The organism is Photobacterium leiognathi (assembly GCF_030685535.1).
Lineage (GTDB): Bacteria > Pseudomonadota > Gammaproteobacteria > Enterobacterales > Vibrionaceae > Photobacterium > Photobacterium leiognathi.
In genome coordinates this window covers 537,792-551,269 of sequence record NZ_CP131599.1, presented here as the reverse complement: position 1 = coordinate 551,269, position 13,478 = coordinate 537,792, and the positions used below count along the sequence as shown (strand labels likewise).

Annotated in this window: 11 protein-coding genes; 6 read left to right on the top strand and 5 right to left on the bottom strand. The window is 40.4% G+C overall.

The window, feature by feature from the left end; all coding sequences use genetic code 11:
- Positions 1–79: 79 nt before the first annotated feature.
- Genes Q7674_RS02615 through Q7674_RS02590 form a run of 6 tightly spaced genes read left to right on the top strand, consistent with a single transcriptional unit; the run spans position 80 to position 8,125 of the window.
- The gene (locus Q7674_RS02615; protein WP_023934742.1) at positions 80–1,474 is read left to right on the top strand and encodes an HlyD family type I secretion periplasmic adaptor subunit; all 1,395 of its coding nucleotides are present in this window, start codon (positions 80–82) and stop codon (positions 1,472–1,474) included.
- A gap of 4 nt (positions 1,475–1,478) precedes the next feature.
- Positions 1,479–2,789: a TolC family outer membrane protein gene (locus tag Q7674_RS02610; RefSeq protein ID WP_023934741.1), complete on the top strand. Its 1,311-nt coding sequence runs from the start codon at positions 1,479–1,481 to the stop codon at positions 2,787–2,789.
- Between the two features lie 12 nt (positions 2,790–2,801).
- Entirely contained in the window at positions 2,802–3,392 is a 591-nt protein-coding gene (locus tag Q7674_RS02605) for an OmpA family protein (RefSeq protein WP_045063765.1), read from the top strand.
- 15 nt (positions 3,393–3,407) lie between these two features.
- Positions 3,408–4,061 (top strand): transglutaminase-like cysteine peptidase, encoded by a 654-nt coding sequence (locus Q7674_RS02600; RefSeq protein WP_045063764.1) that lies wholly within the window; start codon positions 3,408–3,410, stop codon positions 4,059–4,061.
- A 13-nt stretch (positions 4,062–4,074) separates the two neighbouring features.
- Positions 4,075–6,003: a bifunctional diguanylate cyclase/phosphodiesterase gene (locus tag Q7674_RS02595; RefSeq protein WP_305422482.1), complete on the top strand. Its 1,929-nt coding sequence runs from the start codon at positions 4,075–4,077 to the stop codon at positions 6,001–6,003.
- A gap of 1 nt (position 6,004) precedes the next feature.
- Positions 6,005–8,125 carry a type I secretion system permease/ATPase gene (locus Q7674_RS02590; protein ID WP_045063760.1) on the top strand — a complete coding sequence of 707 codons (2,121 nt, stop codon included), beginning with the start codon at positions 6,005–6,007 and terminating at the stop codon, positions 8,123–8,125.
- 274 nt (positions 8,126–8,399) lie between these two features.
- On the opposite strand, the gene Q7674_RS02585 is transcribed toward Q7674_RS02590, so the two are convergent.
- The 5 genes from Q7674_RS02585 to phhA form a co-directional block, all read right to left on the bottom strand.
- Positions 8,400–8,972 (bottom strand): PqiC family protein, encoded by a 573-nt coding sequence (locus Q7674_RS02585; protein ID WP_305422479.1) that lies wholly within the window; start codon positions 8,970–8,972, stop codon positions 8,400–8,402.
- A complete protein-coding gene (gene pqiB / locus Q7674_RS02580; RefSeq protein ID WP_305422477.1) occupies positions 8,972–10,615 on the bottom strand; it encodes an intermembrane transport protein PqiB in 1,644 nt (547 codons plus the stop codon). The genes Q7674_RS02585 and pqiB overlap by 1 nt, the downstream gene beginning before the upstream one ends.
- A 30-nt stretch (positions 10,616–10,645) precedes the next feature.
- On the bottom strand, positions 10,646–11,980 hold the full coding sequence (locus Q7674_RS02575) for a paraquat-inducible protein A (protein ID WP_045063757.1): 1,335 nt from the start codon (positions 11,978–11,980) through the stop codon (positions 10,646–10,648).
- Between the two features lie 284 nt (positions 11,981–12,264).
- Positions 12,265–12,606 carry a 4a-hydroxytetrahydrobiopterin dehydratase gene (locus tag Q7674_RS02570; protein WP_045063755.1) on the bottom strand — a complete coding sequence of 114 codons (342 nt, stop codon included), beginning with the start codon at positions 12,604–12,606 and terminating at the stop codon, positions 12,265–12,267.
- Positions 12,590–13,420 carry a phenylalanine 4-monooxygenase gene (gene phhA / locus Q7674_RS02565; protein WP_305422475.1) on the bottom strand — a complete coding sequence of 277 codons (831 nt, stop codon included), beginning with the start codon at positions 13,418–13,420 and terminating at the stop codon, positions 12,590–12,592. The genes Q7674_RS02570 and phhA overlap by 17 nt, the downstream gene beginning before the upstream one ends.
- Positions 13,421–13,478: the final 58 nt, after the last annotated feature.

The window sequence follows — 13,478 nt, the reverse complement described above, 5'->3', positions numbered from 1 at the left end:
ATCAGTATAATTATTCTCTAATAGGTGTACGAAATCATTGTCTTCGTAAAATGATAAGTACTACCGATATGGATCATAAATGAACAAAAAAGATGCACCTGTTTCGGCTAATAATTTAGATTTTGTTGATGATAAGTCAGCAGCATTACTACTCAATACCCCGAAAAGTGCACGCATTATCTTATGGGTAATGGTGCTGTTTTTTATTACTGCTTTCGTATGGGCATATTTCGCCAAACTCGACAAAGTCACAACTGGCTCTGGTAAGGTAATTCCATCGTCACAATTACAAGTCGTACAAAATCTTGAAGGCGGTATTGTTAAGAAAGTACTGGTTAAAGAAGGGGAGCAAGTAAAGAAAGGTCAAACCTTACTTTTAATTGATGACACGCAATTCAAATCAGATTTTAAAGAGAAGACACAAAGCTTAGCAGCAATGCAAGCTGACTCACTTCGTTTAAATGCCCTACTCGCCAGTGTAACCGTTAATAATAAAACAGATAATACTAAATGGCGAAATAGTGTGACCGTTGAAAATAAACCGCCAGCATTTGATGAAGAATTTAAAAAAAAGCATCCCGAATTAGTTCGCCGTCAATTAAACCAATTCACGGATAAAATAAATAATCTGCAAAATCAACTTGAAGTTGCATCACAACAGGCATCACAAAAAGAAAGAGAATTAGCAGAAACACGATCTCGTGTCAGTAATTTACAAAGCAGTTACGGCATTGCGTTGAAAGAATACAACATCACAAAACCACTTGCTGATGAAGGTGTCGTACCTCGTATTGAATTGCTGAAATTACAGCGTTCACTTAACGATACTAAGCGAGATCTGAACTCAGCAAAAATGCAGATCCCTGTTACGCAAGCAGCCATTCAAGAGGCGGGGTTTAAATACGTTGATATTGCTTTGCAGTTCCGCTCTGACATCCAAGCACAACTAAACGAAACAAGCGATAAGTTATCAAGCCTAAGCGAAACACAAATTGGTCTGGAAGATCGTGTTAAACGAACGACTGTTGTTTCGCCTGTTAACGGTACGATTCAAAAGATCCACGTGAATACAGTTGGTGGTGTTATTCAACCCGGCATGCCGTTGGTTGAGATTGTCCCAACTGAAGACACGTTACTCATAGAAGCTAAAATTGCGCCACAAGATATTGGTTTCCTACGTCCAAATCTTCCAGCGATCATTAAATTTAGTGCCTATGATTTTACTAACTATGGCGGTTTACATGGAACACTCGAAACCATCAGTGCAGATACAATCCAAGACAAAGAAGGTAATAGCTTTTACCAAGTAAGGATTCGTACTGATGCAAGTAGCTTAAAAGGACCCGATGGGGAGGCTCTGCCCATTATTCCTGGTATGACAGCCACAGCTGATATCATTACAGGCAAACGCTCTGTTCTTGATTATCTTCTTAAACCAGTCCTCAAAGCGCGTCACACGGCGCTAAGAGAATAATAAAATGACAATGAAACATAAATTAAAAAAAGCAGCTCTTCTCGTTAGCCTTCAATGTGTTACTGCGCCAGTAATGGCGCAATCATTGGAGCAAGCAGTAGCGGAAACCATTTCCAGTAACCCAGAAATCAAAAGTGCTTACAATGAGTTCCAAAGTAAGCATGAGTTAATCAATGCGTCTAAAGGTGATTATTTACCTTCTGTAGATCTTGAAGCAGGTGTTGGCTACAACAAGTACAACAACTCCAATTTAAAATCGGAAACAGATCCACGTAGTGCATCAATTAATATTCGCCAGTTAATTTGGGACGGTTCGATTACGTACAATGATATTCAACGTAATAAATCTGAAGCGGAAGCTGAGCGTTACCAATTATTATCTGACGCGCAAGATAAGGCATTAAAAGCAACAGAAGCATATCTAAACGTACTTCATGCTGAAGATGTACTAGCTCTATCTGAGTCGAACCTAAAAGTTCACCAGAAAATGTATTCAGACATTAAAAAGCGTGCTGATTCAGGTATCGGTTCAACTGCCGATTTAGCACAAGTTGATGGTCGTTTAGCAAGCTCTAACGCTAACCTACTTTCAGCACAAAGTAACCTTCATGACAAGATCACCCAGTTTGTACGTGTTGTAGGCCAGTATCCAAAAGATCTTGTTAAACCTGAAGTTGACGTCAATTACTTACCTAAGTCACTTGATGATGCGTTAGAAAAAGCGAAAAAGTACAACCCTGTTGTACATATGGCTGCTAACGATGTTGATGCTGCTGAATACCAATATAAGCAAGCAACAGGTACGTTCTACCCTTCATTTAGCATTGAAGCTTCTCAAGAATGGGGTGACGATCTAAATGGTGTTGAAGGTAAGACTGACGAGCTAAAAGCAATGCTAAAAATGCGCTACAACCTATTTAATGGTGGTAGTGATGTAGCGAAATCTCGTCGTGCGGCTTACCAAATTAATAAGTCAAAAGACATTCGTGATCGTGCTCACCACATGCTAGAAGAAGGCACTCGCCTATCTTGGAGTGCGCTGGATTTAGCGAAGAACCAAAAACTGTTCCTACAAGAACACGTTGATGCTTCTGCACGTACTGTTATTGCATACGAAAAGCAATTTAAGATCGGCCAACGTACGCTACTTGACGTTCTAAACACTGAAAACGAATTATTTGAAGCACGAAAAGCTTATTTAACTGCTGAGTACGACGGCATTTTAGCCAAGTACCGTGTACTTAACGCAACAGGTCTGATCCTTGATGAGATGCGTGTTGATATCCCTGAAAATTGGGCTAAGTCAGTTAAATAAGAGGATTTAAAAATGAAATACGTAATTACAGGTTTACTGGCTTTATCTCTATTTGGCTGTTCATTAACAGTTCAGCAGCCGCCAGTGGCAAAACAAACTAAAAACCTTTATGACCAGGACAGTGATGGTGTGATCAATCAACGTGACCGTTGTTCAGATACACCAATTGATGCTGTGGTTGATAACGATGGTTGTCCAACATTTGTTAAAAACTCTGAAGAAAATAATATTCACGTGTTATTTGCTAACGACTCTTCAGAGATCCCAGAAAGTTACATGGAAAACATCGCTAATATGAGCGCATTCTTAGCGAAATATCCTGATACACACATTGAGCTTAAAGGATATGCAAGTCCTGTAGGTAGCGCTGCGTACAACGTTGCATTATCTAAGCGTCGTGCACAAGCGATTCGCCAAGCACTGATCACTGAAGGTGTTTCTCCTGCTCGCATTAAGACCGTAGGTTTTGGTGATAGTGATCCAGTTAAAGCTGACGATATTGAAGAAAGTAACACTTTAAGTCGCCGTGTTGTGGCTCAAGTTGTTGGCTCTCAAGGTGATGTTGTGAAAGAATGGACTATATACACAGTTCGTGAAAACTAATCAATAGAATCCACGTTGAAGAAAATAATATTCTGGATACTGTGCTTTGTGCTGGCAGCAAACGTACTTGCTGCTAGCAACAAACAACAGATCGAAAAAATCAAACAATTCTACGGGGAACGGGCTGGCAAGCGCGCGACAGCATGGCGCTCGCTTATCCATGACTCGCAACATTTAAGCGAAAGACAAAAACTTCGTGCCGTTAACAACTTTTTCAATCAATTCGTGTTTGTTAGCGATCAAAAATTGTGGGGACAAGAGGACTACTGGGCAACACCTTATGAATTTGTAGGTGTGGGGGCTGGTGACTGTGAAGATTTCAGTATTGCTAAATACCAAGCCTTGAGGGATCTTGATATTCCGGATAAAAAATTGAGACTAATTTATGTAAAAGCTCTTGAATTGAATCAATTTCATATGGTCGTCGCCTACTATCAAACTCCCTCCTCTGTGCCTGTGATTTTAGACAACCTCAAAGGCAAAATTTTACCTGCAACAAAAAGAAAAGATTTACTGCCTATTTACAGCTTTAATGGTAATAAATTGTGGTTGATTAAAAAACAAGGTCAAACGCAAATTGCAGGCGATGCATCACGATTAAGTTTGTGGAACGATCTGCGTCATCGTTCTAGTAAAATAATATTACACCGCCCTAGAAATACTTACTAACGAGTGAACACCTATGACCCTTTACCGACAACTCTTACTATGGATGCTAATTGTATTCTTTGTACTGATAAGCGCAGTCTTTGCAATCCAATTTAACACTACTAAAGACTATCTCGTGCATCAGCAATCAAAAGAACTGAGCAATGCTATAAGTTCAGTCGGTTTTGCACTATCTCCTTACCTTGAAGACAAAGATATAGTCTCTGCTGAATCAGTGATCAATGCAACTTTCGACTCAAGCTTTTACCGTGAAGTAAAACTGTCACTACTTGATTCAGATAAAAAAGTAGTTCGCCAATATCCACAAACTATTGCAGGTGTTCCTGACTGGTTCCAAACGCTGGTGAGTATAAAACCAATCACGCAATCAACAACACTAACAAGCGGTTGGATGCAACTAGCAGACTTAACTGTAACCAGTAGTCCAGAAACAGCTTACCAGCAGTTATGGAAAGCAACGTTACAATTAATGTTAGGTTTTATTGTATGCTCAATCATTGGTGCAATAATTCTGTCAGTGATACTTAAAAAAGTTTTAAAGCCACTAAAACAAATTCAAGAAAGTGCTAAAGAGATGGCAACTCAGCACTTTACATCATCACTTCCGACGCCAAGCACTCGTGATCTTGCAGACGTTGTGACAGCGTTCAACTCTATGAGTGAACAATTGCAGAATCACTTTGAGCAGCAAGCACAGGAAGCAGATAACTTACGTATTCGTGCCTACCAAGATCCTGTATCGGGTCTTGCTAACCGTAGTTATCTAATGTCAAAAATCAACTCATGGCTTTCTCGTAAACCAAGCGGCGGTATGGTGTTACTAAAAGCAGATGCGATTGAAGACAGCTATGCTCAATACGGTTACGAATCAGGTGATAAGCTGGTTCAAGATCTATCATCACGTTTAAAAGACTTAGCTAATGATGATGTTACCATTGCACGCTTAAACCAATCTGAGTTCGCTTTAGTTTCTCCAAATGCATCTAAAGAGGAGTTAATCCAAGCGGGTCGTAAAATGCTATCAATGGCATCTGATCTAAACTCGGATCCTTTAGGCATTGCCCCACTCCATGCTGCAGTTGGCGTGGTTATGTGTTCAGCTAATGAAACGATTTCTAGCCTTTTATCAAGTGCAGATAACTCATTAACCAAAGCACGCCAAGAGCCAAAAGAGCCGCTAGCTATTATTGAACCTAGCGACAAGAAAGAAATGCCAACACTGGGAAAACAACAGTGGAAAGCCCTAGTAGAAGAGGCCATTGCTAATAAGCTTATTCACTTCACATTCCAGAAAGCTATTGATGTAGCAAACAATACGCTACATAAAGAAGCCTTTGCGTACATCAAGAAAGACAACCAACGTTACAATGCAGGTCAATTCTTATCAGCGATTGAACAACTTAATGAAGGTGCTCAATTTGACCGTTATATCGTTGAGCAGTTATTTGAACGCTTAGAGAACAATCCAAAATCAGTACCTGTTGCAATCAACATTACTCAAAGCAGTATTAATGATACCTGCTTTATTCGTTGGTTAAACAGCAAGTTAAAATCAACACCACAGCTAAAAGAGCGAGTGCTGTTCGAGCTGCCTGAAATTTGCTTTATTAAACAAATCGATAATGCATCTCTACTTTGCGAAATTATCCACCAGAATGGTTTCCGCTTTGGTATTGATAATTATGGTCATAACTTCAGCTCAACAGGCTACTTAAGCAAGCTACGCCCAAGCTATGTAAAACTAGACTTTGCATACACTTCGCAACTTGATGATCAGATTAAGACAGATGTGCTTCAATCTATTACACGTACTGCAAATAACCTGTCTGTGAAGACAATTGCAACACGTGTTGAAACAGCTGAGCAAATGGATAAATTAGCAGCAATGGACATTCTCGGCTTCCAAGGTTTTGTTACTGATCAGTTGAAACACGAGAATTAAAATGAAAGATCCGTTACTTCAGTCACTCGTATACATCAGCCGCTTTTATGGTCAGGCAAACTCTCCTGACGCCTTAATTGCAGATTTACCCCTAACTGATGGCTTGCTATCCCCTTTTCTACTGCCTCGCGCAGCAGAAAAGGCAGGTTTACAGGCAAAAGAAAACAAAATAGAGTTGGGGGAGCTATCTTCACTCCTATTTCCTGTTATTGCTCTGCTAAAAGGCGGTGAAGCCTGTGTTGTTTTAAGCATTGATAAAGAAAAAGGCGAAGCCGAAGTTGTTCTCCCTCAAAATGATGGTAGCGAACAATGGATCAAGCTTGATGAGCTTAATGCGCAATACGCTGGTCGTTTATTCTTAATCAAAAAGCGTTTCCGCTATGATGAACGTTCACCTGAGATTTTAAAAACCCGTGATGGTCACTGGTTTTGGAGCACGTTGTGGGAATCACGTAGTATTTACCGCGACGTTTTCATTGCCTCTATCTTAATTAATATTTTTGCTATTGCTGCTCCCCTGTTCACACGTTTGGTGTACGACAAAATTGTCCCTAACTTGGCGTTTGATTCATTATGGGTACTGGCAATTGGTATCAGTGTGATCTTTATCTTCGATTTAGTTTTAAAGCTACTTCGAAGCTACTTTATCGATCTTGCTGGTAAAAAATCAGATTTGCTTATTTCGGCTAAAATTTTTAGTCGTGTTATGGGCATTCGTATGGAAGCAAAACCAGCGTCAGTCGGTGCTTTTGCTCGCCACTTGCAAGAGTTTGAATCAATCCGAGAGTTCTTTACATCGGCAACGGTGTCATCCTTGATTGATTTGCCTTTTGCTCTGTTCTTCTTACTTATTATTTATATTCTTGCAGGCCCATTAGCGCTAGTACCATTAGTTGCCGTTCTTATCTTAGTGGCTTACAGCTTCTTAATTCAGCGTCCATTACGCAGAAGCATTGAAGAAGGCTCACGTCTTTCTTCACAAAAACACGCCAACCTAATTGAGAGCTTATCAGGTCTGGAAACAGTTAAGATGTTTGGTGCGCAAAGCCAATTCCAATACCGTTGGGAAGAAGCAGTATCGCACATGTCTAACTGGGGTTTAAAAACCCGTCGCCTAACAGATTCAGTACAAAACACAGCAGGCTTCTTGCAGCAGTTTGTATCTGTTGCCATGATTGTGGTGGGTGTTTATCTAATTGCCAACGGTGACTTAACCATGGGTGGCTTGATCGCTTCGACCATGTTAAGCGGTCGAGCGGTTGGTCCATTAGTGCAACTTGCTTTACTATCAACCCGTTACAACCAAGCAAAATCTGCGATGACAATCCTTGAGCAGCTAATGGCAATGCCGTTAGAGCAAGAAGACGGTAAGCGCTATATTCACCGCCCTGTAATTCGCGGTAAAATTGAATTTGATAACGTATCATTCGCCTACCCTAATGCCACCCATGCAGCGTTAAGGAATATTAACCTCACCATTAACCCTGGTGAAAAAGTGGCGATTATCGGTCGTATTGGCTCGGGTAAAACAAGTTTAGAACGTCTACTGATGGGCTTGTATAAGCCTACGGAAGGTTCTGTATTAATTGATGATACTGATATCAATCAGCTACATCACATTGATATTCGCCGTAATATTGGTTGTGTGCCACAAGATATCACGCTGTTCTTTGGTTCAATCCGTGACAACATTACCCTAGGTCGTCCGTTAGCAAGTGATAAAGAGATTCTGACAGCTGCTGAACGTGCAGGTGTAACAGCCTTTACGCAACACGATGCCGCAGGTCTTGAGAAACAAATTGGTGAAGGTGGTCATGCAATTTCCGGTGGTCAACGTCAGGCGATTGCGATTGCACGAGCATTCTTATCTAATCCGCCAGTGATGATCATGGATGAACCAACCAGTAGCATGGATAATCGTTCAGAAATGTTTATCAAACGCCAACTACATAATATGAGTCCAGAAGAAACGCTAATTCTGATCACTCACAAAACCAGTATGCTTGATATAGTAGATCGTCTTATCGTTATGGAACAGGGCCGTATCGTGGCTGATGGCCCTAAAGAAGCGGTGTTAAAATCACTTCGTGAAGGTAACGTAACTCAGCCAAAAACAAGCTAATTCGTTTAGCAACGAAATCAAAAAAGCCGAAAAACATTGATTTGTTATCGGCTTTTTTATTATTTAGAACTCTGTCGTCTATTTATTGTAATAGAATTATGATTTCTACCCATTTAGCCTTTAGTTCATCTTATGTTATATTTCACAACTCACTATCATCATATCCCGCTTCTCGTTGCGTTAAGTCGACTAGAATAATAACCAGTAATAAAAAGCCGACGCATTAACGTCGGCTTTGTCATTGATGATGCTTAATAAATAGCTGTTAGCGTCATTACTTAATAGATTGTGCTAACTGGGTTGTTAACTCATCAACACCTTTAGATAAGGCTTCAACCTGTGCAGGATAGCCATCTTTGGCTAATGGCACACGGAAAGTAAATGGGTGTACCGTTTGCAAATCACCATTACCGTTGATTAACAACCATTCACCCGCTACTTCTGCAACACCAGTGTAGACACCATTGAACTGGTTAATACGTACCTGCAAACGAGGAACACCCGCTGTTGATAGCGTTGGTGTTAACTGTGTTGGTAAGAACTTGGTTTGCTTTTGGCGTAAGTCCTGAGTAATACGTCGTGTTAGCTGCTTACCTAATGCTTCACCCCATAAATTTTGTTGCGCTTCAACAATCTCTGTTGGGCTTGTTTGGTAAACTAAACCAGTACCTGCAAGATGTGCCGCCACTTCTACAGGGCGAACAATCAGTAATGATTTATTACTTACATTGTGTGCTGTATTTGCCGTTGTCGACATTGGCAACATGTAAGTTGTCATTACTGGCTCTGTTGAGCTACAGCCCGTTCCAACTAGCGCTACCGCTGCAATTAATAACCACTTTTTCATTACTCACGGCCTCCAACTGGAATAGGATCTTTCGCTTTCTCATCACCAAACACTAATGAATTTGGTTTTTCATTTAATTGACGTAGTACAGGTTGTAGCTCTGTCATCACTTGTTCAAATTGTGCTAATGCACCTTGTAGATTCTGGTACGGTGCAGCATTTGGACTAAAGCCATTTAGCGTAGTTTGGATCTCTTTCAAGCTTGCTTTAATATCTGCAGGTAGTGTTTGTGTATCTTTCTGACTTAATAGACGATCAAGATCTTGTGTTACACGCTCTGCTGACTTCATTGTTTTCTCAGACGCTTTCAAGGTTGCAGTCATAGAATTCAATGTGTCTTCAACCAGTAGTTTATTAAACTTATTCAATAACATACTGATTTGTTTTTGAACTTCGGCTAAATCACCCTCTTTCGTTGGGAACACATCGTAACCATCATATTTCAATGGTTTCTCAGGTTTTTCACCTTTGTAAACATCTGTACCAATGTACAACGCACCTGTTAACAGGTTACCTGTTTTCAGTGTTGCTCGTAGTCCACTCTTGAATTCTTCTTCAAAGTTAGCACGAAGATCATCTAGCGTACCTTCATCTAGATTGTTGTATACACGACCTAAATCGATGCGTACAAGCACAGGGATTTGATCGCTAGTAAAACCTTCAGAGCTCGTTGGTAAGCGTAATGGCACTTTTTGTACTGAACCAATTTGAATACCACGATATTCAATCGGCGCACCTGCTTTTAGACCACGAATCGATTCTTTAAACAGCATCACGAAGTTAATGTGCTTATCGTACATTTTCTCGTGGTAATCCTGAACGCTATCGAATAAACGATAGTGCTTAAGCTGTTTCTTTTGGACAAAACCTTGATCATCGGATGGCGTTTTAAATGTCACACCACCAGTGATTAACGATTCTAATGAGCCAATTTTAACGTTGAAGCCTTCCGCACCCATTTGTACGTTCATACCAGATTTCATAATAAAGTTACTGGTTGTACGTACTAAACGATCGTAAGGCTGGAAGATAAATAGCTGATAGTTCGCTTGTTTGCTATTGATATCAAAACTTGTTTTCTCAACACGACCCACAGTGAAGCCATCATAAAGTACAGGATCACCCACACTTAATTTACCTGCTTCATGGCTAGTTAATACCACACGTAAACCTTTTGCATCAGCAGGTGCAACTGGCGGTACTTCTAGAGCAACAAAGTGATACTTATCATTAGCACCACGACCAGGTTGCATTTCAATATATGAACCCGACAGTAGCGTATCTAAGCCTGTTACCCCTTCTTTACCAATGCGAGGCTTAACAACCCAGAACTTAGTGTCATCTTTTAACATGCGCTCTGTGTCGCTATTCATCTGCGCGGTAACAGTAATATAGCTGTAGTCTTCGCTCAATTTCACTTTGGTGACAACACCAACATTAACATTTAGCGATTTAATAGCGGTTTTACCCACTTCAATACCCGAAGCATTCGGAAGGCGGATGGTTATTTCTGGACCTTTACTATTTAGATACTGAACAAACATCCAAATACCAATAGCGAGAGCCACAATAGGAATAATCCAGATTGCAGATACTTGCTTCAGATTATGTACGTTAGCCTTAGCTGGCTGGTTATCACTCATCTTCTGTTTCTCGTTAATACTAGCTAGTTGCTACTGATTAGATTCAGTAGCGTTTAACTCTGAACCATGATTAGTTTTTGCTTTACCCCAAAACACACGCGGGTCGAAACTCATTGCCGATAGCATGGTAAATACCACCACCGTGGCAAAACAAATAGCGGCAGGACCGGGTGAAATCGCCATTAGGTTTTTCAATTGCACCAAAGCCACTAAAATCGCTACCACGAAAATATCAACCATAGACCATCGACCGATAAATTCTGTCATTCGATAGATTTTCAAACGCTTAATCGCTTCGTTGGTCGAATCATTAGGCTTCTTACTTGCACAATAATAAAGCCATGCCAACGCAAACATTTTCGCCATCGGAATGAACACACTGGCAATAAAGATCACTAAGGCAATCGGCCAAGAACCCATTTGCCATAGCATTACTACACCACCCATGATGGTTGAGCCTTCAGTTTGACCTAAACTCACGGTGTACATCATCGGATATAAGTTAGCTGGAATATAAAAAACAACCGATGCTAATAAAAATGCCCATGAATACTGCAACGAATGCTGCGGGTTATAACCGTGTAACTTACTTTCACAGCGGATACATTTAGTATGGTGATCTTGTGGCATAGGGTTAATTTGGTTACACACATGACAACCCACATGGTTATTGTCTAAATGAGTATCCCCTTCATGCACACCGTCAATATGCTTCATGGCAAAGAACTGATCCCATAGCCATGTTCTGTCCACCATAGATACACATTTCACAACGAGTACACTGTAAATACAGAATGCCCAGAAAGAGTAGCCCATACCAATGTGTGCTAATGCAGAGATCTTCACCAAGCTGACTAATACGCCAATCAAAAAAACATCGACCATCAACCATGGCTGCACTCTAAATAGAATGCGACAAAGCATTTTCAGTGTTTCAGTATTACCTGATAAATGCCCTGCATGTTTCACCCGAGCGGCACGCACATAAAGATACAGCACCAACATGATGTAGATTGCAGGAAACACCAATACCGTTAGCATCAGTAAAATAGCCAATACGCTATTTTCAAAATGCTGCAACGTTTCAGCCGCATTAAGCAGCATGATTTGTTGCCCCATTCCGTTAACGCTAAACGAAAGGAAAGGAAAAGAGAGGCTAAGAACTAGCATGATCAAACACGCAATACCGTACGCAAGTGGACGGTGATATGGCATGGTGATCTTCTTGGTTAAAGTGTGTCCACAGCGCGGACAGTCTGCTTTTTGTCCGTCTTGTATATCAGGGATATCGACCACTAACCCGCATTCTTCACAAGCGATCATCAAATCTGATGGCGTTTGTTGCTGTGGCGTTTGTGTTGTCATCGTAAAGTTTCTTTTTATCCTTATTCCTAGCTGAGCCATTTTGCTATTGAATACTATTAATAAAATTAATTGCAGCGTGACTCAGTAAGAATAGACGTGCTTAGCCAAAAAACTAAACACACTCAATGTAAATAGGTGCGTATTGTCGTCCTTCAACGCATTTAGAGCAAGAAACTTTAACTTTCCAAAATGAAAAACCCTTGATATTAATGTAAATATCCATTTAAAACAGTGTATTATATGCATTTGATTAAACGCAACAAAAGAAGCAATAAAGTGCTATTTTAATTTTTATACAGTTTTTCGGTATTCATTGCGCAAATTACATCATTCAAATGGATGCCATTAATATCGTGGGTCCACCATGTTACTGTGACTTTCCCCCACTCTAAAACAATCGTGGGATGATGGAATTCTTCTTCTGCAAGCTCAGAAATCTTATTGCTAAAATCCCATGCCTTTTTATAGTTACTGAATTTAAAAACACGTGTAATGCGATTAATTCCATTTGGGCTAACTACTTGCCATTCTGGTAGCGATGCCATGTGCTCAGCCAATGCTTCATCACTTAACGCTGGTGAACCTGAATGGCAGGCTTCACATTTCAATTTATCTAAACTCGTCATTCACTATTTCCTTGTTCTCAAACATGGGCGCTCGTAGTCCTCTTCGCTGTGCTTCAGCTACTAACGCAAAAATATCTTGGTTCGTCACTTGGTAAAGCTGCTCCATGTTTTGCAATACAAAATACTTCGGCTGCAAAATATCAATCCGATAAGGCGTTCGCATCACCTCTACAGGATCAAATTCCACCCGTTGTGGGATCTCACTCGTTGCGGCATAAACAGTTTCTTGTGGCGAAGATAAAATCCCACCGCCATAAATTTGATATTTACCGCTTTGATTAAGCAAACCAAATTCAACCGTAAACCAGTATAGCCTAGCAAGATACACGCGCTCTTCAGGTGTCGCTTTGGCTCCTAATTTTCCATAAAAATGGGTAAATTGTGCAAAATATGGATTGGTTAACATTGCGCAGTGTCCAAAAATTTCATGAAAAAAATCTGGCTCTTGCAAGTAATCGATATCTGCTCGGGTACGAATAAAGGTGGCTACAGGAAATTGTTTACGAGATAACAGGGAAAAGAAACGATCAAAACTGATCAACGCAGGCACAGCAACGCATTGCCATCCTGTCGCATCAAGCAGTACCCGATTAATTTCCTTTAATTGAGGAATATAATCATGGGGTAAGTTTAACTCAGACAATCCCGCAAGATATTCATCACATGCCTTGCCCTGAATACATTCAAGCTGACGTGTAACAAGGTGATGCCAAATCGCATTCTCTTCATCACTCCAATCTATAGTCCCATTACTATTAACGGGTTTAGAAACATAGTGATGCGTGCTTCGGGGATCACTACTTTGATTATGCATAATGCCTCCGTCTATACGCCCACCTCCAACTGACAACTTTATTTTTATTATTGTCTAT

Coding starts and splice junctions, on each gene's coding strand:
- phhA (WP_305422475.1), bottom strand. CDS start 13,420: ATGCATAATCAAAGTAGTGATCCCCGAAGCACGCATCACTATGTTTCT.
- Q7674_RS02610 (WP_023934741.1), top strand. CDS start 1,479: ATGACAATGAAACATAAATTAAAAAAAGCAGCTCTTCTCGTTAGCCTT.
- pqiB (WP_305422477.1), bottom strand. CDS start 10,615: ATGAGTGATAACCAGCCAGCTAAGGCTAACGTACATAATCTGAAGCAA.
- Q7674_RS02585 (WP_305422479.1), bottom strand. CDS start 8,972: ATGAAAAAGTGGTTATTAATTGCAGCGGTAGCGCTAGTTGGAACGGGC.
- Q7674_RS02605 (WP_045063765.1), top strand. CDS start 2,802: ATGAAATACGTAATTACAGGTTTACTGGCTTTATCTCTATTTGGCTGT.
- Q7674_RS02575 (WP_045063757.1), bottom strand. CDS start 11,980: ATGACAACACAAACGCCACAGCAACAAACGCCATCAGATTTGATGATC.
- Q7674_RS02615 (WP_023934742.1), top strand. CDS start 80: ATGAACAAAAAAGATGCACCTGTTTCGGCTAATAATTTAGATTTTGTT.
- Q7674_RS02595 (WP_305422482.1), top strand. CDS start 4,075: ATGACCCTTTACCGACAACTCTTACTATGGATGCTAATTGTATTCTTT.
- Q7674_RS02590 (WP_045063760.1), top strand. CDS start 6,005: ATGAAAGATCCGTTACTTCAGTCACTCGTATACATCAGCCGCTTTTAT.
- Q7674_RS02570 (WP_045063755.1), bottom strand. CDS start 12,606: ATGACGAGTTTAGATAAATTGAAATGTGAAGCCTGCCATTCAGGTTCA.